The 21,268-nt window shown below is 52.8% G+C and carries 18 protein-coding genes; 12 read left to right on the top strand and 6 right to left on the bottom strand.

Features of this window, described 5'->3' with window-relative positions; all coding sequences use genetic code 11:
- The first annotated feature begins 4 nt into the window (after nucleotides 1-4).
- The 11 genes from atpD (at nucleotide 5) to phoU (ending at nucleotide 13,727) form a co-directional block, all read left to right on the top strand.
- Entirely contained in the window at nucleotides 5-1,387 is a 1,383-nt protein-coding gene (gene atpD / locus FDW88_RS18200; RefSeq protein ID WP_096758981.1) for a F0F1 ATP synthase subunit beta, read from the top strand.
- A gap of 20 nt (nucleotides 1,388-1,407) precedes the next feature.
- Nucleotides 1,408-1,827 carry a F0F1 ATP synthase subunit epsilon gene (locus FDW88_RS18195; RefSeq protein ID WP_005121460.1) on the top strand — a complete coding sequence of 140 codons (420 nt, stop codon included), beginning with the start codon at nucleotides 1,408-1,410 and terminating at the stop codon, nucleotides 1,825-1,827.
- A gap of 656 nt (nucleotides 1,828-2,483) precedes the next feature.
- On the top strand, nucleotides 2,484-3,854 hold the full coding sequence (gene glmU, locus FDW88_RS18190; RefSeq protein ID WP_137363093.1) for a bifunctional UDP-N-acetylglucosamine diphosphorylase/glucosamine-1-phosphate N-acetyltransferase GlmU: 1,371 nt from the start codon (nucleotides 2,484-2,486) through the stop codon (nucleotides 3,852-3,854).
- 239 nt (nucleotides 3,855-4,093) lie between these two features.
- Entirely contained in the window at nucleotides 4,094-5,923 is a 1,830-nt protein-coding gene (gene glmS / locus FDW88_RS18185) for a glutamine--fructose-6-phosphate transaminase (isomerizing) (protein ID WP_135912819.1), read from the top strand.
- A 106-nt stretch (nucleotides 5,924-6,029) separates the two neighbouring features.
- Nucleotides 6,030-6,917, top strand: coding sequence for a GyrI-like domain-containing protein (locus tag FDW88_RS18180; RefSeq protein ID WP_137363092.1), 888 nt, complete (start codon nucleotides 6,030-6,032; stop codon nucleotides 6,915-6,917).
- Between the two features lie 68 nt (nucleotides 6,918-6,985).
- Nucleotides 6,986-8,737, top strand: coding sequence for an amidohydrolase (locus FDW88_RS18175; protein WP_137363091.1), 1,752 nt, complete (start codon nucleotides 6,986-6,988; stop codon nucleotides 8,735-8,737).
- A gap of 334 nt (nucleotides 8,738-9,071) precedes the next feature.
- Nucleotides 9,072-10,112, top strand: a complete 1,041-nt coding sequence (gene pstS / locus FDW88_RS18170) for a phosphate ABC transporter substrate-binding protein PstS (protein ID WP_096758984.1) — start codon at nucleotides 9,072-9,074, stop codon at nucleotides 10,110-10,112.
- A gap of 144 nt (nucleotides 10,113-10,256) precedes the next feature.
- The gene (gene pstC / locus FDW88_RS18165; RefSeq protein ID WP_096758985.1) at nucleotides 10,257-11,216 is read left to right on the top strand and encodes a phosphate ABC transporter permease PstC; all 960 of its coding nucleotides are present in this window, start codon (nucleotides 10,257-10,259) and stop codon (nucleotides 11,214-11,216) included.
- Nucleotides 11,216-12,106, top strand: coding sequence for a phosphate ABC transporter permease PstA (gene pstA / locus FDW88_RS18160; protein ID WP_096758986.1), 891 nt, complete (start codon nucleotides 11,216-11,218; stop codon nucleotides 12,104-12,106). Before pstC ends, pstA begins: the two co-directional genes overlap by 1 nt.
- A 107-nt stretch (nucleotides 12,107-12,213) precedes the next feature.
- A complete protein-coding gene (gene pstB, locus FDW88_RS18155; RefSeq protein WP_003023821.1) occupies nucleotides 12,214-12,987 on the top strand; it encodes a phosphate ABC transporter ATP-binding protein PstB in 774 nt (257 codons plus the stop codon).
- A 14-nt stretch (nucleotides 12,988-13,001) separates the two neighbouring features.
- Complete coding sequence (gene phoU, locus FDW88_RS18150; RefSeq protein WP_115259878.1) at nucleotides 13,002-13,727, top strand: phosphate signaling complex protein PhoU; 726 nt, start codon at nucleotides 13,002-13,004, stop codon at nucleotides 13,725-13,727.
- Between the two features lie 120 nt (nucleotides 13,728-13,847).
- Here phoU and yieH read toward each other — a convergent pair whose 3' ends face one another.
- Entirely contained in the window at nucleotides 13,848-14,513 is a 666-nt protein-coding gene (gene yieH / locus FDW88_RS18145; protein ID WP_096758988.1) for a 6-phosphogluconate phosphatase, read from the bottom strand.
- Between the two features lie 167 nt (nucleotides 14,514-14,680).
- On the opposite strand from yieH, the gene adeP reads away from it, so the two are divergent.
- On the top strand, nucleotides 14,681-16,018 hold the full coding sequence (gene adeP, locus FDW88_RS18140) for an adenine permease AdeP (protein ID WP_138140552.1): 1,338 nt from the start codon (nucleotides 14,681-14,683) through the stop codon (nucleotides 16,016-16,018).
- A gap of 54 nt (nucleotides 16,019-16,072) precedes the next feature.
- On the opposite strand, the gene FDW88_RS18135 is transcribed toward adeP, so the two are convergent.
- The 5 genes from FDW88_RS18135 to mnmE form a co-directional block, all read right to left on the bottom strand.
- Nucleotides 16,073-16,639, bottom strand: coding sequence for an NADPH-dependent FMN reductase (locus FDW88_RS18135; RefSeq protein WP_096758989.1), 567 nt, complete (start codon nucleotides 16,637-16,639; stop codon nucleotides 16,073-16,075).
- Between the two features lie 30 nt (nucleotides 16,640-16,669).
- Complete coding sequence (locus FDW88_RS18130) at nucleotides 16,670-17,419, bottom strand: 4'-phosphopantetheinyl transferase superfamily protein (RefSeq protein ID WP_115259880.1); 750 nt, start codon at nucleotides 17,417-17,419, stop codon at nucleotides 16,670-16,672.
- 166 nt (nucleotides 17,420-17,585) lie between these two features.
- A complete protein-coding gene (gene yidZ, locus FDW88_RS18125) occupies nucleotides 17,586-18,545 on the bottom strand; it encodes an HTH-type transcriptional regulator YidZ (RefSeq protein WP_117342605.1) in 960 nt (319 codons plus the stop codon).
- Nucleotides 18,514-19,695, bottom strand: coding sequence for an MFS transporter (locus FDW88_RS18120; protein WP_117342604.1), 1,182 nt, complete (start codon nucleotides 19,693-19,695; stop codon nucleotides 18,514-18,516). Before FDW88_RS18120 ends, yidZ begins: the two co-directional genes overlap by 32 nt.
- A gap of 180 nt (nucleotides 19,696-19,875) precedes the next feature.
- On the bottom strand, nucleotides 19,876-21,240 hold the full coding sequence (gene mnmE / locus FDW88_RS18115; protein WP_096758993.1) for a tRNA uridine-5-carboxymethylaminomethyl(34) synthesis GTPase MnmE: 1,365 nt from the start codon (nucleotides 21,238-21,240) through the stop codon (nucleotides 19,876-19,878).
- Between the last annotated feature and the right edge of the window lie 28 nt (nucleotides 21,241-21,268).

Below are 21,268 nucleotides of genomic sequence, written 5' to 3'. Positions count from 1 at the left end.
CAAGATGGCTACTGGAAAAATTGTCCAGGTAATCGGCGCCGTAGTTGACGTCGAATTCCCTCAGGATGCCGTACCGCGTGTGTACGAAGCCCTTGAGGTTCAGAATGGTAATGAAGTTCTGGTGCTGGAAGTTCAGCAGCAGCTCGGCGGCGGTATCGTACGTACCATCGCTATGGGTTCTTCCGACGGTCTGCGTCGTGGTCTGGAAGTTAAAGACCTCGAGCACCCGATCGAAGTCCCGGTAGGTAAAGCAACACTGGGTCGTATCATGAACGTATTGGGTCACCCGATCGACATGAAAGGCGACATCGGTGAAGAAGAGCGTTGGGCTATCCACCGCGCGGCACCGTCCTATGAAGAGCTGTCCAGCTCTCAGGAACTGCTGGAAACCGGCATTAAAGTTATCGACCTGATGTGTCCGTTCGCGAAGGGCGGTAAAGTCGGTCTGTTCGGTGGTGCGGGTGTAGGTAAAACCGTAAACATGATGGAGCTGATCCGTAACATCGCGATCGAACACTCCGGTTATTCTGTGTTTGCGGGTGTAGGTGAACGTACTCGTGAGGGTAACGACTTCTACCACGAAATGACCGATTCCAACGTTCTGGACAAAGTATCCTTGGTATATGGCCAGATGAACGAGCCGCCGGGAAACCGTCTGCGCGTTGCACTGACCGGCCTGACCATGGCTGAGAAATTCCGTGACGAAGGTCGTGACGTACTGCTGTTCGTTGATAACATCTACCGTTACACCCTGGCCGGTACGGAAGTATCCGCACTGCTGGGTCGTATGCCATCAGCGGTAGGCTATCAGCCGACTCTGGCGGAAGAGATGGGTGTTCTTCAGGAACGTATCACCTCGACCAAAACCGGTTCTATCACCTCCGTTCAGGCGGTATACGTACCTGCGGATGACTTGACTGACCCATCCCCAGCCACCACCTTTGCTCACTTAGATGCAACCGTGGTACTGAGCCGTCAGATCGCATCCCTGGGTATCTACCCGGCCGTTGACCCGCTGGACTCCACCAGCCGTCAGCTGGATCCGCTGGTTGTTGGTCAGGAACACTACGACACCGCGCGTGGCGTACAGTCCCTGCTGCAGCGTTACCAGGAACTGAAAGACATCATCGCCATCCTGGGTATGGATGAACTGTCTGAAGAAGACAAACTGGTGGTAGCACGTGCGCGTAAGATCCAGCGCTTCCTGTCCCAGCCGTTCTTCGTTGCGGAAGTATTTACCGGTTCTCCGGGTAAATACGTTTCCCTGAAAGACACCATCCGTGGCTTTAAAGGCATCATGGAAGGCGAATACGACCACCTGCCAGAGCAAGCGTTCTACATGGTTGGTTCTATCGACGAAGCCGTGGAAAAAGCGAAAAAACTTTAACGCCTTAATCGGAGGGTGATATGGCAATGACTTACCACCTGGACGTCGTCAGCGCAGAGCAACAAATGTTCTCTGGTCTGGTCGAAAAAATCCAGGTAACGGGCAGTGAAGGTGAACTGGGTATTTTCCCGGGACACGCACCGCTGCTCACCGCCATTAAGCCTGGTATGATCCGCATCGTTAAACAGTTCGGTCATGAAGAGTTTATCTATCTGTCCGGCGGCATTCTTGAAGTGCAGCCTGGCAACGTGACCGTACTGGCTGATACCGCGATTCGCGGGCAGGATCTCGATGAAGCGAGAGCCCTGGAAGCGAAACGTAAGGCAGAAGAGCACATTAAGAGCTCTCATGGTGACGTGGATTACGCTCAGGCATCTGCGGAACTGGCCAAAGCGATCGCCAAACTGCGCGTTATCGAGTTGACCAAAAAAGCGATGTAACACCGGCTTGAAACACAAAAACCAGTCTGATTTCAGGCTGGTTTTTTTATGCCTGTGTTTTAGATAATTTGAAACTGAAAAGGTATTTTAAAATTTATGTGATATTCATCACATAAATATTGATCGATTAAAAAATGAAGCGTAGACTCTTTTTTTGTGATGAGTGTCACATAATTAACTCAGATAAAAACGGGATACCAACATGAAACTGATCAACAAAATCATCGCCCTTTTCAGCAGCATGAACGTCTCTTTCGGCACGTTCAACCTGTAATACCTGCTTTAATGTGGCGCGATGCTTTGCGTAATTTATAAGCTAGCGCCATCTGTTCTCCTGTCGTTTTCGCACTATCCCCCGCCTCGATCCACTCCTTCTATTACTCCCTGAATTCGATAAATAAAATTGAGTCCGGACACTGAATTCTTTATTCATGGGGCAAAAAAATAGCAAAAACATTAACCTAAGGCTTTAATAAGAGCAGTCTCCTGTTTTTGGGAAGACAAAAGGCGTAGATATCGACGAAAATAGTGGGCTAAACGATAGGTATTTTCCCCTATTGAACGTTTTATCTTCGGCCCATTTCACGATGAAAAAAATGTAGTATTTTCAATGTGAAACGGTATAAATTCGTTCTTAAATTACAGTCAGGACGTGTATGTTGAATAGTGCTATGAGCGTCGTGATCCTTGCCGCAGGCAAAGGTACACGTATGTATTCCGATCTTCCTAAAGTGCTGCATACCCTCGCGGGCAAATCGATGGTCCAGCATGTCATTGATGCTGCTAATGAATTAGGCGCCACTCGCGTACATCTGGTCTACGGACACGGTGGCGAACTGCTTAAACAAACGCTGAAAGATGACAACCTGAACTGGGTTCTTCAAGCAGAGCAGTTGGGTACCGGTCATGCTATGCAGCAGGCGGCGCCATTCTTTGGTGATGACGAAGACATTTTGATGCTTTATGGCGATGTTCCGCTCATCTCCACCGACACCTTACAGCGTCTGCGCGATGCAAAACCGCAGGGTGGCATCGGCCTGTTAACGGTGAAACTGGATGACCCAACCGGCTACGGGCGTATTACGCGTGAAAACGGCGTGGTAACTGGCATCGTTGAGCATAAAGATGCCACCGACGAGCAGCGTCAGATTCAGGAAATCAATACCGGTATTCTGGTGGCTAACGGTGCAGACATGAAGCGCTGGCTGGAAAAACTCACCAACAACAATGCGCAGGGTGAATACTACATCACCGATATCATTGCGATGGCCTATCATGAAGGACGTGAGATTGCCGCGGTACATCCGGCGCGTATTAGCGAAACGGAAGGCGTCAATAATCGTCTGCAGCTTTCCCGCCTGGAGCGCGTTTATCAGTCCGAGCAGGCAGAAAAACTGCTGCTGGCTGGTGTGATGCTGCGCGATCCGGCGCGTTTTGATCTACGCGGTACGCTTATTCACGGGCGCGATGTTGAAATTGATACTAACGTTATCATTGAAGGTCACGTGACCCTCGGCGATCGCGTCAAGATTGGCGCAGGTTGCGTCATCAAGAACAGCGTGATTGGTGATGACTGTGAGCTTAGCCCATACAGCGTTGTGGAAGATGCACGCCTCGATACGGCATGTACTATTGGTCCGTTTGCACGTTTACGTCCCGGTGCTGAGCTGCAGGAAGGCGCACACGTGGGTAACTTCGTCGAAATGAAAAAAGCGCGTCTGGGTAAAGGCTCCAAAGCCGGTCATCTGACGTATCTGGGCGATGCAGAAATTGGCGATAACGTGAACATCGGCGCAGGGACTATTACCTGCAACTACGATGGTGCCAATAAGTTTAAAACCATTATTGGCGACGATGTGTTTGTTGGTTCTGATACTCAGCTGGTGGCGCCTGTCTCCGTGGGTAAAGGCGCGACTATTGCCGCCGGGACCACCGTAACGCGTGATGTCGCGGATAACGAACTGGTTATCAGCCGGGTACCGCAGGTCCATAAACAGGGCTGGAAGCGTCCGGTGAAGAAGAAGTAATTAATTTTTGCTGGATGGCGACTTTGCCTTATCTGACCTACGTGCGGTGACGTTCAGTAGGCCTGATAAACGTGATTGCCATCAGGCAGACAAGAGATGAGGGGATAATATAATCCTCCGCTCAACACGCAGTACCATAAAAATAACCCCACTCTCTACAAGGCTCGGGGCGCCCGGAATACGGGTATCAGGTTGACCGACAACGACAGGCACAATGCCTAAATTCGGAATCTAAAAATATGTGTGGAATTGTTGGCGCTATCGCGCAGCGTGATGTTGCTGAAATCCTTCTCGAAGGTTTACGTCGTCTGGAATATCGTGGTTATGACTCTGCCGGTCTGGCAGTTGTCGATGCTGAAGGCAAAATGACCCGTCTGCGTCGTCTGGGCAAAGTACAGATGCTTACCGCGGCTGCGGAAGATCATCCGTTACATGGCGGCACCGGTATTGCTCACACGCGTTGGGCAACGCACGGCGAACCTTCAGAAGCGAACGCGCATCCGCATGTTTCTGATCACATTGTGGTGGTGCATAACGGCATCATCGAAAACCATGAACCGCTGCGTGAAATGCTGAAAACACGTGGCTACACTTTCGTGTCAGAAACCGACACCGAAGTGATTGCTCACCTGGTGCACTGGGAGCTGGAGCAGGGCGGTACTCTGCGTGAGGCCGTACTGCGGACTATCCCGCAGCTGCGCGGTGCATACGGTACGGTGATCATGGATACCCGTAACCCTGAAATCCTGCTGGCGGCGCGTTCTGGTAGCCCGCTGGTAATTGGTTTGGGCATGGGTGAGAACTTTATCGCTTCCGATCAGCTGGCGCTGCTGCCGGTAACCCGTCGCTTTATCTTCCTGGAAGAAGGCGATATTGCGGAAGTGACTCGTCGTTCAGTGACCATTTTCGACAAGTCTGGCGTGGAAGTTAAACGTCAGGATATTGAATCCAGTCTGCAATATGACGCGGGCGAAAAAGGTATCTATCGCCACTACATGCAGAAAGAGATCTACGAACAGCCGAATGCGATCAAAAATACGCTGACCGGGCGCATCAGCCACGGTGAGGTGGATTTAAGCGAGCTGGGTCCGCATGCCAACGAGATGCTGTCTCAGGTGGAGCATATTCAGATCATCGCCTGTGGTACGTCGTACAACTCCGGTATGGTGTCTCGCTACTGGTTTGAGTCGCTGGCGGGTATTCCGTGTGATGTAGAAATCGCCTCTGAATTCCGTTACCGCAAATCAGCGGTGCGTCGCAACAGCCTGATGATCACCCTGTCCCAGTCTGGTGAAACGGCGGATACCCTGGCGGGTCTGCGCTTATCAAAAGAGCTGGGTTATCTGGGATCGCTGGCGATTTGTAACGTACCGGGTTCTTCTCTGGTGCGTGAATCCGACCTGGCGATGATGACCAACGCCGGTACCGAAATCGGCGTGGCCTCCACGAAAGCATTTACCACCCAACTGACTGTACTGCTGATGCTGGTGGCGAAACTGTCACGTCTTAAAGGCCTGGATGCGTCTATTGAGCATGACATCGTTCACGGTCTGCAGGCGCTGCCGAACCGTATTGAGCAGATGCTGTCTCAGGACAAACGCATTGCTGCCCTGGCAGAAGATTTCTCTGACAAACACCATGCACTGTTCCTCGGCCGTGGCGATCAGTATCCGATTGCGCTGGAAGGCGCGCTGAAGCTGAAAGAGATCTCTTATATTCACGCGGAAGCCTACGCAGCTGGCGAGCTGAAACACGGCCCGCTGGCGCTGATTGATGCGGATATGCCGGTTATCGTCGTGGCACCGAACAACGAACTGTTGGAAAAACTGAAATCCAACATTGAAGAAGTTCGTGCCCGTGGCGGCCAACTGTACGTCTTCGCCGATCAAGATGCGGGCTTTACCAGCAACGAAAACATGCACATCATTGAGATGCCGCATGTGGAAGAGGTTATTGCTCCGATCTTCTATACCGTTCCGCTGCAACTGCTGGCGTATCACGTGGCGCTGATTAAAGGCACCGATGTCGATCAGCCGCGCAACCTGGCGAAGTCGGTTACCGTAGAGTAACGCGCCACGCGATTTATCGCGGAGATAGCGCTAAAAATCCGGCGTGCTGTTACGGCACTCCGGATTTTTTTTATGTCTAAAATCAGTATATTAAATGAGGCAGAAGATGACGCAGGACTATCGTAAGTCGGTGTTCAGGGCAATGGACTACATCAGCCAGCATCTGGATCTTAACCCGACTCTGGAAGAGGTCTCGCGTGAGGTCGCTGTGTCCTGCTATCACTTTCATCGCATCTTCAAAGCACAGGTTGGCGAAACGGTCGCTGAATTTACCCGTCGTCTGCGGATGGAAAAGGCCGCTATGAGCCTGATTGACGCACCGCATAGCGATATTACCGGGCTGGCATTACAGGTCGGATTTTCCAGTTCGCAAAACTTTGCCCGGGCATTTCGCCGTCATTTTTCCGTATCGCCAGGCGAATTTCGTCGCTCCCTTCGGGAGGCAATAAAAAGCAAGACAGGACACGTCTCTCAGCAAAAAAGCACCTATTCTCAGTGCGATACTACCCAAGCACACTGGCATACAGCAGGCTTTTTGGGCGCAAAAGTCATTGAGCTCCCCACGCGTAGGGTCGCATTTATGCGCCGATTTGGACCATACGGTAAAGAGACCTGCCAACAAACGCATCAGGACTTGTTGACCTCGTTGCCCGCCAGAACGCCGTTACAGCCTGCCGGAATGCTATGTGTTTACTGGGATCCGCCAGATGTGACGGCAGAACAGCATTGCCGCACGGATGTTGGTTTTGAACTCAGCGAGGGGGAGCAGGTCAGTCGACATATCGCCGTGCAGACAATAGCCGCCGGAAATTATCTGGTATGCAAGTGCGCAGCTTGGGGAGATCAGGTTGATAACACCTGGGCGCTCGCCTTTGCCTGGATGCGAACGAAAGGGCTGATGAAAAGCGATAAACCTTGCTACGAAATGTATTACAACGAAACCAATGCCGCGCATGATTATTATGTCTATGACATTTGCATCCCTTTGAATTAACGCCAGAAAAATAGCTATCTACACAGCAACGAATACGTTTATTCGCAACGCAATGGAGTTAATTTTTCATGAGAATTTCAATGCTCTTTCTGGCATGTTCACTGGCCGTCACGTCTTCCACGGTCTCTGCTCTGGAAGGTAATAAAATGATTATCTTTGGCGGGGAAATCTACAGCGCCGATCCAAATAATCCCTCTCCACAAGCCATCGCTATTGAAGGCAAAAAAATCATTGCCGTGGGAACGTTCAACGATGTGCTGAAGAAGGCCGGTTCTGATGCTATTCGCATTGATTTGCAGGGTAATTACCTGATGCCGGGGTTGATCGACAGCCACGCCCATGTTGCTGATGGCGGTTTTAAAACGATCACCGTCGAATTTCCTGAAGGGATGACAAAAGCGGCAGCGATTAGAGCGTTTGTCGATAAAAATAAGCGTAACCCTCAGCGCGATCTCCATGGTGTCCAGTTTTACAGCAATGTATCCCTGGATTACTGGGAAAATATTAGCCTGCTGGATAGCGTATTTAATGCGCCAGAATATCAGGATACGCCGGTGGTGCTGGCTGGATCGGATGCCCATACCGGCTGGGTTAATAACGCCATGTTACGTAAAGCCAAGTTGGATCCCCAGGCCATTGCTGACGCTGGCAACAGTATAAGAACCAATGTTGGGCTAACCCCCAATGGAAAACTCAACGGCTTTGTCTCCGAAGGCGCATGGGATCGGGTGCTCGGTGCCATTCCTCCCGTCGATAACGACAAAATTGCGCAGTCGATTATCGCTGGATCAAAGGTGATGAACCGCTATGGTATCACCGCCTGGATGGAGCCGCTGAGCAACCTGCGCCCGCTGGCACCGTCATTTGATGCTCACCCGGGACGCAACGATGAAGGGCTACTTCCGGCGTACAGTTCTCTGGCGAAGGACGGAAAACTCACCGCCCACGTAACCGGTCTGGCATTGGTCAATATTAACGCTTCTCCAGCAGCCATTGATGACGTAGTGGCTATCAGGGATAAATATGCCGGAATACCCGATATCAAGCTGGCTGGGATTAAAATCTTTCAGGACGGAGTGATTGAATATCCGTCCCAGACCGCGAAGTTGAGTCAGTCATACCTGAATCGACTTGGCTACAGTGGTAGTAACTCGCTGGATAAAGTGACGTTCTGTTCGCTGGTGGCCAAAGCGGATGCTGAAAAGTTGATTGCCCACTTTCATGCTATCGGCGATCGCGCCGTGCAGGAGTCACTGGATGCGGTTGCCTGTGCGCGCGAAAAGAATGGCAACAGCGGCATATTGCACAGCATTACCCACCTGGAAATCGTCAACCCGCAGAGCCTCCCTCAATTTCAGCAGTTGAACGTCGCAGCGTCTATGCAGTTGCTGTGGGCGGGTAAAGACGGTGCAACGACAACTCTGCTGGATGGCAAAGTGCCAGTGCCGTTACTCCAACACCTTTATCCAGCTGGCGATCTGTTCCGCCATCACGCGCTGATTGCGGGGGCCAGCGACTGGCCGGTATCTAGCCCCAACCCGCTGTTTGCCATTTACACGGCAGTTACGCGGATGGGGGAAGAGGGCGAACTGCCACCTGAGAGTGAAAAAATCAGCCGTGCCGCGATGCTACAGGCTTACACCCTGAATGCAGCAAAAGTTATTGGCCGCGATAAAGAAACGGGCTCAATTGCCGTAGGGAAAAGTGCTGACCTGGTGCTGTTCGATCGCAACCTTGAGAAAGTGAGTATTGAAAAGCTACGGGATGCCACGGTGCTTTGGACGATGTTTGCCGGAAAAAAAGTCTATAGCGGGAAGTAAACTGCTGCTGAAAGGCCACCGGGAGGTGGTCTTTTACATTACGATAGCCTGTTTTTTGAACCGTTAGAAAAGAAATACATCACGGCATTTTGATGAAAAATAGTCATCCTTGGCTACGCTTTTAAGTGTCATAAAAATAAAATTTTCGCGAAATGTTATTGTCATGAAATGCGTTAATAACTTGTTTTTGCAGTATTTTTTAAATTCTGTATTTCACTTTTTTCCATTGTCATAAAACTGTCATATTTCGTACATTTAACTGTCACCTGTTTGTCCTATTTTGCTCACAGTAGCAACTCAAACAATGATTTACGAAAACCGTGCAGGAGACATTATGAAAGTTATGCGTACCACTGTCGCAACTGTTGTCGCCGCGACCTTATCCATGAGCGCGTTCTCTGTATTTGCCGCAGCGAGCCTGACAGGTGCAGGTGCAACTTTTCCTGCGCCAGTGTATGCCAAATGGGCTGATACTTATCAGAAAGAGACCGGTAGTAAAGTCAACTACCAGGGTATCGGCTCCTCCGGTGGTGTAAAACAAATTACGGCAAATACCGTTGATTTCGGCGCTTCTGATGCACCGTTGTCTGATGAGAAACTGGCACAGGAAGGCCTGTTCCAGTTCCCGACCGTGATCGGCGGTGTCGTGCTGGCTGTAAATATTCCAGGCCTGAAATCTGGCGAACTGGTGCTGGACGGTAAGACCCTGGGTGATATCTACCTCGGCAAAATCAAGAAGTGGGATGATGAAGCCATCACCAAACTGAACCCAGGGCTGAAACTGCCTTCGCAGAACATCGCCGTTGTGCGTCGTGCTGATGGTTCCGGTACCTCTTTCGTGTTCACCAGCTACTTGGCAAAAGTGAACGAAGAGTGGAAATCTAAAATTGGTGCAGGCTCTACCGTTAACTGGCCAACCGGTCTGGGTGGTAAAGGTAACGACGGTATCGCCGCGTTCGTACAGCGTCTGCCAGGCTCCATTGGTTACGTTGAATATGCTTACGCTAAGCAGAACAACCTGGCCTATACCAAACTGATTTCTGCTGACGGTAAACCGGTAAGCCCGACCGAAGAAAACTTTGCAAATGCGGCAAAAGGTGCTGACTGGAGCAAAACCTTCGCCCAGGATCTGACTAACCAGAAAGGTGATGAGGCGTGGCCGATTACGTCCACCACATTCATCCTGGTTCACAAAGAGCAGAAGAAACCTGAGCAGGGCGTTGAAGTGCTGAAGTTCTTTGACTGGGCGTACAAAAATGGCGGTAAACAGGCTAATGACCTGGATTACGCCAGCCTGCCGGATAACGTGGTTGAGCAGATTCGTGCTGCATGGAAGACCAACGTGAAAGACAGCAGCGGTAAAGCACTGTACTAATAGAATATCTTTGACGAATTGGCGGATGGCGCTACGCTTATCCGCCCTACGGTTTCTACCGTAGGCCCAGAGTGTAGGCCGGATAAGCGTAGCGCCATCCGGCATGGGCAACTGAGTAAACGAGTTTAACTTAAAGAGTGATTTATGGCTGCAACCAAGCCTGCTTTTAACCCACCGGGTAAAAAGGGTGACATGATATTCAGCGTGCTGGTAAAACTGGCTGCGCTGATTGTGCTATTGATGTTGGGTGGCATTATTGTCTCTCTGATCATCTCCTCCTGGCCAAGCATTCAAAAATTTGGTTTCTCATTTTTGTGGACCAAAGAGTGGGATGCGCCAAACGACATCTACGGTGCGCTGGTACCGATTTACGGTACGCTGGTGACCTCGTTTATCGCCTTGCTGATCGCCGTTCCGGTGAGCTTCGGCATCGCTTTATTTTTGACTGAGTTAGCACCTAACTGGTTACGTCGCCCGCTGGGCATTGCAATTGAACTGCTGGCGGCGATCCCGAGTATTGTTTACGGCATGTGGGGCCTGTTTATTTTTGCCCCGCTGTTTGCAACCTACTTTCAGGAGCCGGTGGGTAACATCCTTTCCAACATACCGTTTGTGGGTGCCCTGTTTGCGGGTCCGGCCTTTGGTATCGGTATTCTGGCAGCCGGTGTGATCCTGGCCATTATGATCATCCCGTACATTGCGGCGGTCATGCGCGATGTGTTCGAACAAACGCCGGTACTGATGAAAGAGTCAGCCTACGGCATCGGCTGTACTACCTGGGAAGTTATCTGGCGCATCGTCCTTCCGTTCACCAAAAATGGGGTGATTGGCGGCGTGATGTTGGGTCTTGGCCGCGCGCTGGGTGAAACCATGGCGGTGACCTTTATCATCGGTAACACCTACCAGCTCGACAGTGCATCACTGTTTATGCCGGGTAACAGTATTACCTCTGCGTTGGCGAATGAATTTGCCGAAGCGGAATCTGGCCTGCATGTGGCTGCGTTGATGGAACTGGGGCTGATCCTGTTTGTGATCACCTTCATCGTGCTGGCAGCGTCTAAGTTCATGATCATGCGCCTTGCGAAGAACGAGGGGGCACGCTAATGGCTACGCTTGATATGCAAAACACCGCCGCGCTGGCGGAGTCTCGTCGTAAGATGCAGGCGCGTCGCCGCTTGAAAAACCGCATCGCACTGACACTCTCAATGGGGACGATGGCGTTCGGTCTGTTCTGGTTGGTGTGGATACTGTTCTCAACGGTGGTTCGCGGTATCGACGGTATGTCGCTGGCGCTGTTCACTGAAATGACGCCGCCGCCGAATACGGCGGGTGGCGGTCTGGCGAATGCCCTGGCGGGCAGCGGGCTGTTGATCCTGTGGGCGACCGTGTTGGGTACGCCGCTCGGTATTATGGCGGGCATCTATCTGGCCGAGTACGGGCGTAAGTCCTGGCTGGCTGAGATTATCCGCTTTATCAACGACATCCTGCTGTCTGCGCCGTCGATTGTTGTGGGTCTGTTCGTTTACACCGTGGTCGTCGCGAAAATGGAGCACTTCTCTGGCTGGGCGGGCGTGATTGCGCTGGCGCTGCTGCAGGTGCCAATCGTGATTCGTACCACCGAAAACATGCTCAAACTGGTGCCGGATAGCCTGCGTGAAGCGGCCTATGCGCTGGGTACGCCGAAGTGGAAGATGATTTCAGCGATCACCCTGAAGGCGTCTGTCTCCGGCATTATCACCGGTGTCTTGCTGGCGATTGCGCGTATTGCCGGTGAAACCGCTCCGCTGCTGTTTACATCGCTCTCCAATCAGTTCTGGAGCACCGACATGATGCAGCCGATAGCCAACCTGCCGGTGACCATCTTTAAGTTTGCGATGAGTCCATTTGTGGAATGGCAGCAACTGGCCTGGGCCGGGGTGCTGATTATTACCCTGTGCGTACTGCTGCTGAACATTCTGGCGCGCGTTATTTTCGCGAAGAAGAAACACGGTTAAGACGAATTGCCGGATGGCGGCGTAAACGCCTTATCCGGCCTACGGTCGAACATATTTGTAGGCCTGATAAGCTGCGCGCCATCAGGCATGATAAGGAATAGATTGAAATGAGTATGGTTGATACTGCCCCAGGTAAGATTCAGGTTCGTGATTTGAACTTCTACTACGGCAAATTCCATGCCCTGAAGAACATCAACCTGGATATCGCTAAAAACCAGGTCACGGCGTTTATCGGGCCATCAGGCTGTGGTAAATCAACGCTTCTGCGTACCTTCAACAAAATGTTTGAACTGTATCCAGAACAGCGTGCGGAAGGTGAAATTCTGCTGGATGGCGACAATATTCTCACCAATACCCAGGATATCGCGCTGCTGCGTGCCAAAGTAGGGATGGTGTTCCAGAAGCCGACGCCGTTCCCGATGTCCATCTACGACAACATCGCGTTTGGTGTCCGTCTGTTTGAAAAACTCTCGCGTGCAGACATGGACGAGCGCGTGCAGTGGGCCTTGACCAAGGCCGCATTATGGAATGAAACCAAAGATAAACTACACCAGAGTGGGTACTCTCTCTCCGGTGGTCAGCAGCAGCGTTTGTGCATTGCGCGTGGTATTGCCATTCGCCCTGAAGTGTTGCTGCTGGATGAGCCGTGTTCGGCGCTCGACCCGATCTCTACCGGGCGTATTGAAGAGCTGATCACCGAGCTGAAAGAGGATTACACCGTCGTTATCGTTACCCACAACATGCAGCAGGCTGCGCGTTGTTCCGACCACACGGCGTTTATGTACCTGGGCGAGTTGATTGAGTTCAGCAACACGGACGATCTGTTCACCAAGCCCGCGAAGAAACAAACAGAAGATTATATCACCGGCCGTTACGGTTGATTCAGGAGCGCGTTATGGACAGTCTGAACCTTAATAAACATATTTCCGGCCAGTTCAACGCAGAACTGGAAAGCATCCGCACCCAAGTAATGACCATGGGCGGCATGGTGGAGCAGCAGCTTTCTGATGCCATTACCGCTATGCACAACCAGGACAGCGAGCTGGCGAAGCGCGTCATTGAGGGCGATAAGAACGTCAACATGATGGAAGTGGCGATTGATGAAGCCTGTGTGCGCATCATTGCCAAGCGTCAGCCGACGGCGAGCGACCTGCGCCTGGTGATGGCAATCATCAAAACTATCGCTGAGCTGGAACGTATTGGTGATGTAGCGGATAAAATTTGCCGTACCGCGCTGGAGAAATTCTCCCTGCAGCATCAGCCGTTGCTGGTAAGCCTGGAATCACTGGGTCGCCATACGGTGCAAATGCTGCATGATGTTCTGGATGCATTTGCGCGGATGGATCTGGACGAAGCGGTGCGTATTTACCGTGAAGACAGGAAAGTTGATCAGGAATATGAGGGCATCGTACGCCAACTGATGACCTATATGATGGAAGACCCGCGCACCATTCCGAGCGTGCTGACCGCACTGTTCTGCGCCCGTTCTATCGAGCGTATCGGTGACCGTTGCCAGAATATTTGCGAATATATCTTCTACTTCGTGAAGGGACAAGATTTCCGTCACGTCGGCGGCGATGAGCTGGATAAGCTGCTGGCGGGTAAAGACCCGAAGGAATAAGCGGCTTGTTGCGTTCGCCGGGATCCCCGGCGTCGCTATTGTAGGCCGGATAAGGCGTTACGCCGCATCCGGCATTCTGCGCCATCCGCTTGATGGCGCTTTGCTTATCAGGCCTACTGTTTAATCGACGATATTCCAACCCCGCGCCTTCCACAATGCCGGCAACTGTGCCAGATCGGTAAAGGTCGTCACTTTAGGATGATCGATCGGTTTGTTGTGCGAATCGGCGCAGAAGTAGAACACCTCCATCCCGGCATCAATCCCTGACTGCGCACCCGCAGCAGAATCATCCACCAGAATGCAGTTTTGCGGATTGACGTTCATGGCTTTTGCCGCATGAAACATCAGCGCCGGATCGGGCTTCCAGCGTTGGATATCATAGCCGCTGAACAGTAAATCCGGGAAATGATGCAGCATGCCTAGCTTGCCCAACGAGTGCTGCATTTTGCTGACCGGACCGTTCGACACCACGCACATCGGCACTGCCATGCTATCCAGCAGCGCGTTGGCACCCGCAATCACCTCCAGTTCCGTATCGAACAGGCGTGCGACCTCGGCGCGGTAAATCGGTTCTAGTTCGGCTTTTGCCAGTTCGACACCGTGCTCGTCGTTGATAATGTCGATGATCTCGTAGAGCTTTACCCCCTTGAAGCGTTTAAACGTCTCTTCAAGATCGAGCGTAATGCCAAACGCCTGGAACATGCTGACATACGCGCGAGAACAAATGACTTCACTGTCGACGAGGGTTCCGTCACAGTCAAAAAATACAGCTTCTATCTGGGACATGTCATTTCCGTTTTAACAAGTTTAACGTTTACGTACAGCATTATTGGGCGACGCAATCGTTGCCGTATAAGCAAAATCAATGGAAAAAAATCGCTCATAACCCACCCTATTGTCGCATTTTGGTATAGGATAGCGACGAATTTTCCCTCCTTGTTCGGAAATTGATAATGAGTCAACAACACACAACCCAGGCTTCTGGCCGGGGCATACTGGAACGCGTGTTTAAACTGCGCGAACATGGCACGACGGCACGGACCGAAGTGATCGCCGGTTTCACCACGTTCCTGACGATGGTCTACATCGTTTTCGTCAACCCGCAAATTCTGGGCGTAGCCGGAATGGACACCAGTGCCGTCTTCGTGACCACCTGTCTGATTGCGGCGCTGGGCAGTATCCTGATGGGCGTATTCGCTAACCTGCCGGTGGCGCTGGCGCCAGCGATGGGGCTGAACGCCTTCTTCGCGTTCGTCGTGGTACAGGCAATGGGCCTGCCGTGGCAGGTAGGTATGGGCGCTATCTTCTGGGGTGCGGTGGGTCTGCTGCTGCTGACTATCTTCCGCGTGCGTTACTGGATGATTGCCAACATTCCGGTCAGTCTGCGCGTGGGGATCACCAGCGGTATCGGTCTGTTTATCGGCATGATGGGGCTGAAAAATGCCGGCGTTATCGTGGCGAACAAGGATACGCTGGTTTCCATCGGTAACCTGACTTCTCACAGCGTGCTGCTGGGGGTCTTGGGCTTCTTCATTATCGCTATTCTGGCGTCCCGCAACATTCATGCGGCGGTGCTGGTTTCGATTATCGTCACCACCCTGCTGGGCTGGATGCTGGGCGATGTGCACTATAACGGTATCGTTTCTGCACCACCGAGCATCACCACCGTTGTGGGCCATGTTGACCTTGCCGGGTCGTTCAACCTGGGGCTGGCGGGGGTGATCTTCTCCTTCATGCTGGTTAACCTGTTCGACTCCTCCGGTACGCTTATTGGTGTGACGGACAAAGCGGGTCTGGCCGATGAAAAAGGCAAGTTTCCGCGCATGAAGCAGGCGCTGTTTGTGGATAGCGTCTCCTCGGTTGCCGGGTCCTTTATCGGTACTTCTTCGGTGACTGCGTATATCGAGTCGTCTTCCGGGGTTTCAGTTGGCGGGCGTACTGGTCTGACGGCTGTCGTGGTGGGGATCCTGTTCCTGCTGGTGATTTTCCTGTCGCCGCTGGCGGGAATGGTGCCGCCCTATGCGGCAGCAGGTGCGCTGATTTATGTCGGTGTGCTGATGACCTCCAGCCTGTCACGCGTGAAGTGGGATGACCTGACCGAAGCGGTCCCGGCGTTTATTACCGCCGTGATGATGCCGTTTAGCTTCTCGATTACCGAAGGTATCGCGCTGGGCTTTATTTCCTACTGTGTAATGAAAATCGGTACCGGACGCTTCCGCGACCTCAGCCCATGCGTGATCGTTGTGGCGCTGCTGTTTGTGCTGAAGATTGTGTTTATCGACGCACACTAAAATATCGGTATTCTCTACAGCCCGCCCGGCATTACTGCTGGCGGGCTTTTTCTTTTATGCTTTTACGCGCTGAATATAATCCCCGAAGGCGGCTAACTGGCCCGTCAGGTGATCCAGCGTGCTTTGATCAATCACTTCGCCGGTTTGTGTATCCACTTTATTCTGAATGACACCGCCCATAAACTCCGGTTTATTCATGACCATGGCGTCAAGGAACACCAGAATCTGGCGCAGATGGTACTGACAGCGGGCACCGCCAATCGCGCCCATTGAGCTGGTCTGGATCAGCACCGGTTTGCCTGCCAGAGGCTGATCGGGCAGACGGGACAGCCAGTCGATGGCGTTCTTCAGTCCACCTGGTACCGAATAGTTATATTCTGGTGTGACAATCACCACGCCATCCGCTTTTCTGATCTGCTCCGCCAGCGCTTCTACGCTTGCCGGAAAACCTTCTTCCTGCTGGAGATCGGCATCGTACAGTGGAATATCGCCAATCGACGGTAATGCGTTGACGTCCATCCCTGCCGGGGCAATTTTTGGCAGCGTACGGGCAACCATTCCATTAAATGAGCCTTTGCGCAGGCTCCCCAGTAACGTAACAACATTCAATGTTTCGGACATGGTTACTCCTGTTTCATCATGAAGGTTAAATCAGTTAAGCGTGTAGCTCTTCGCTGCGGATAATTGAGAGAAGCGGATCAGGCGGCCCGTTGGCGCATTGGCGCGAGTCTGGATATCGGGCAAACTTTTCCAATCCTGCTTACCATCAAACTCCCAAACCTTGAGTTTTTCAATGGCTGGCGTCACCGCGACCGACCACACCAGCACATCTTCCGCATCGCAAATGGCTTCGATCTGCGCCGTATGGGCGCATTTCAGGCGTCCGGCGCCGGGTAACAACTGGAGTTCGCGCGGATCGTCATTGCTCATATCACCGGTAAGTTTGAGTACGCTCTGGCGTAGGGTAATGAGCTGTGCGCGTGCTTCATTCGGATCGCTTTGGTTGTTGATCCACAGGTTTTCGTTGCTGGAAAAGCGCCTGGTGTCCGTCGAATGTGGATAGTTAAACCCACGGATTGCTCGCTGAAGTTCCATATCCAGGCCGCAGCTGCCTTCTGTCGTCAGCGCAACGCCGACGATATTTCCGGCGTAGGAAATGGAAAATCCGGGCAGATTTTTATCGCGAAAGACCGGTTTGCCTTTGGCATGTTGCACGATTTCGGGCAGCGAGCTGGTGCCGTAAAGCATAAACATCAGTTCAGCGAGGAGGCTTCTGGAGGCCAGAAAGCGTGTTCGGCGGTGAGTTGGGAGGCTGTTTGCTTCGATATGACATGGAGAAGGGAGGCGAACTGAAATCAGGTGTCCCTCCGTAAGAATCCCTCTGGCAAAATGTGTCGCCATTTTTCGCTCCGTGATTAATGGTCCGTGATTATTACCAGAGTAACATTTACACGGCGTCCAGGCAGGCTTTGCTGCCTAAAAATCAGGCGAAAACGGGATACATTACGCGACATTTACATTTCTGACACTATCATGGTTAATTTAGCAACAATTTGGGCGCGCAGTGTCAGGACATATCACGATAGAGCGTCTTGATCGTGTCTTTCAGCCAGACGATCTTTGGATTGTGGCTGTTACGTTTATGCCAGAGCAGGGTGAACGGTACGCGCATTTTTTCCAGCTGTGCGGTATCAAAGGGCAGCGGGCGTGCCACCAGTGGAAGCTGGTGGAGTTGATTATAACGCTGACAGTAGACTGGGGCAGTGGCTATCAACGCGTGATCCGGTTGGGCGGCCATAAACAGAGACTGCTCAAACCCCGGTAGGCTCAGGGCGATAGTGCGTTTGCGTCCCATCTCCTGCAGCACATCGTCCAGCGCCCAGGTATCGCTTTGTTCCCAACTGATGCTGATATGCGGATAGCGCAGGAAGGTCTCCAGGTTCCACTCTTCTCGTAACGCCGGATGATCTTCGCGCAGCCAGACGCAGGGGAGATCGGAAAACAGCACTTCATGGTCGATAGATAACGGCAGCAGGCTCAGCAACTCGCGTGAGCGCGGGTGGCTTTCGCGCCCGGTAAAGCCGATATCCACCTCACCGCGAATAATGGCGTCCAGCGAATCGTAATCCCAGTTGCGCACTTTGATGGACGCTTGCGGATAGCGTTGATAAATCTGCTGCGAGAGCGCGTTGAACATGATCATCACCAGCGGCGTCTCGGCCACCAGATCAAACTTCAACCCGCGCGGTGCTTCGTGATGCGGCTTATCGAGCAACTGATTGCCCATCTGCATCCACTCCGCCAGGTTCTGTTCCATACTGACCATCAACGGCGTCGGCGTCAGCCCCAGCGGGGTGTTTACAAACAGCGGATCGTCAAACCAGGATCTCAGCTTCGCCAACGATTTACTGACTGCCGACGGCGTGACGTTCATCCGTTTGGCGGTTTTGGTGACGCTGCGCTCCTGCATCAGGAGCTGCAGGCAGAGCAGTAAATTAAGATCGAGACTGCTGAGGGATTTCTTCATGAGTAGGCGCGGACCGGTTAGGAGCAACAGTGATAATCAGCATGATGCTCACTATGCTACAGCCAATCAGAATCCCGATCAGCATATTCAACGCGTCAAGTCCGAGGACAGCCGCCAGCCAAATCCACAGTGATGAGCCACAAACCTGGGCGATGCCTAGCGTTGAGCTGGCGACGCCCGCTCGCAGCGAGAACGGTCCCAGCGCCTGGCTCATGGCAACGCCGAAACCGACCGAGAATCCGGCACAGATTAACGTCAGGCCAAACAGTGTAACTGCATGCGAGCTGGCAAGGGTTAATACCACGCCTGCGCTCAGGAACAGCACCTGCGAGGCCAGCATCAGGGTACGGGGCTTAAACAGGCTCAGGGCGAACGGCGTGGAGAAAGAGACCGCCATACTGACCCCTGCGGTCATCGCCATGGTCGTGGCGTATTCACCGCGGTCAAAACCCATTACCTCCATCAGTAGCACCGGCGAGGTGTTGACGAAGGTAAGGATCACCGACACGCTGAGCGTGGTAATCGCCAGTCGGCTGAGGAAAAAGCGGTTTACCAGCGATTCGGTGCGCTGCTCAACACCCGCAGACCTTGAGAGCGTCGCTGGGCGCGATTCTCGCAGGATAAACACCGACAGCAGGCAAACTGCCACGCCCATACCAATCATCGTGTAGAACAGGCTCTGCCACGGGTATTTGAGCATAATTAGATGCCCCATTACCGGGGCCAGAACCGGCACGATACAGGTGATACCGTTCAACAGAGACAGCACCTTCGCCCGGCGGCGATCGTCGAGCGTATCGCGCAAAATCGCAAAGGCCACTACATAACAGCAGCCTGCGCCAATTCCCTGAATAAAACGGCCCACCAGGAACGGCGTACCGCTCTCGGCGAATGAACACAGGGCGGAAGCAAAAATAAAGATCAGGGCGCCGACAATCGCGACCGGTTTACGACCCGACTGGTCGGCAATCTTACCGGCGAACAGCATCGCCGCGGCCATTCCGGCCAGATACACCGAAAATGCGATATGCAGCTGTGCTTCGCTGGCGTTAAGATCGGCGGCAATACGCGGTAACCCCACCAGATACATATCAATACCGGCAGGATAAAGCAGAACCAGAGCAAAACTGCAGATTAAAAAGCGTGTCATAGCGACCTCATGAGGAATGTGGCGCTAAGAATACGGGGAGAGCATCAGTAGCACGAGTTGCCATTCGGACAACAGTGATTTCCTGTGAGGAAATCACTGTTGTCCGAATGGCGACTTTGCCTTATCGTGCCTACGGGTCCTGTAGGCACGATAAGCATCGCGCCACCGGGCAACATAACGTTACTTACCGATACAGAAGCTGGAGAAAATCCGTCCCAGCAGATCGTCGGAGGTAAACTCCCCGGTGATCTCACTGAGATTCTGCTGCGCGAGGCGTAGCTCTTCTGCCAGCAATTCTCCGGCCCTGGCGCCCAACAGCTGAGCTTTGCCCTGCTCGAGATGCTCTGCCGCTTCTGCCAGTGCCTGCAGGTGACGACGGCGCGCCAGGAAACCGCCTTCCATATTGGTTTCGAAACCCATGCTCTGCTTGAGGTGGTTGCGTAGCACGTCCACGCCTTCACCGGTACGCGCGGAGAGGCGAACCAGTGAGTGGCCATTTACTTCGCTAAGGCCCAGCGTTTCTCCGGTGATATCCGCTTTGTTGCGTACCACGGTGATGGGTAACTTCGTCGGCAAACGTGCGATAAAATCAGGCCAGATATCGGCCGGGTCGACGGCATCGGTGGTGGTGCCATCCACCATAAACAGCACGCGGTCGGCCTGTTCGATTTCCTGCCAGGCGCGTTCGATACCAATGCGTTCAACTTCGTCACTGGCATCACGCAGACCGGCGGTGTCGATGATATGCAGCGGCATGCCGTCGATATGAATATGTTCGCGCAGCACGTCGCGGGTGGTGCCAGCAATGTCGGTGACAATCGCCGCCTCACGGCCCGCTAAGGCGTTCAGCAGGCTTGATTTCCCGGCGTTAGGACGTCCGGCGATCACCACCTTCATCCCTTCACGCAGCAGGCTACCCTGACGCGCTTCGGCCCGTACGGCATCGAGATCGGCGATGACGTTATTAAGCAGGCCTTCAATTTTACCGTCAGAGAGGAAGTCTATTTCCTCATCCGGAAAATCAATCGCCGCTTCCACGTAGATGCGCAGGTGAGTGAGTGCTTCCACAAGGTGATTTACGCGGGCGGAGAACGCACCCTGCAAGGAGTTCAGCGCGGAACGTGCGGCTTGTTCTGAACTGGCATCGATCAGGTCGGCAATGGCTTCTGCCTGGGCTAAATCGAGTTTATCGTTCAGGAACGCGCGCTCCGAGAACTCACCGGGTCTGGCAATACGCAGGCCGGGAATAGTCAGAATACGTTTTAACAGCAGGTCGAGAATGACCGGGCCGCCGTGGCCCTGCAATTCTAAAACGTCTTCACCTGTAAAGGAGTTTGGACCGGGGAACCACAGGGCAATGCCCTGATCCAGCGTGCTACCATCGGCATCTTTAAACGGCAGGTAGTCGGCATAACGTGGTTTTGGCAGTTTGCCCAGTACGGATTCTGCAACCTCGCGGGCTTTCAGGCCGGAGATGCGCAGAATACCCACACCACCACGTCCCGGTGGGGTGGCCTGAGCGACGATGGTGTCGTTATGGCTCATGATATGTCTCTTAAATACCAATAATAAA

Origin of the sequence: Citrobacter sp. wls829, assembly GCF_005280825.1 — a bacterium.
Classification (GTDB): domain Bacteria; phylum Pseudomonadota; class Gammaproteobacteria; order Enterobacterales; family Enterobacteriaceae; genus Citrobacter; species Citrobacter gillenii.
Note: the sequence above shows the minus strand (reverse complement) of the source record. Positions and strands in the feature narration are given on the sequence as shown.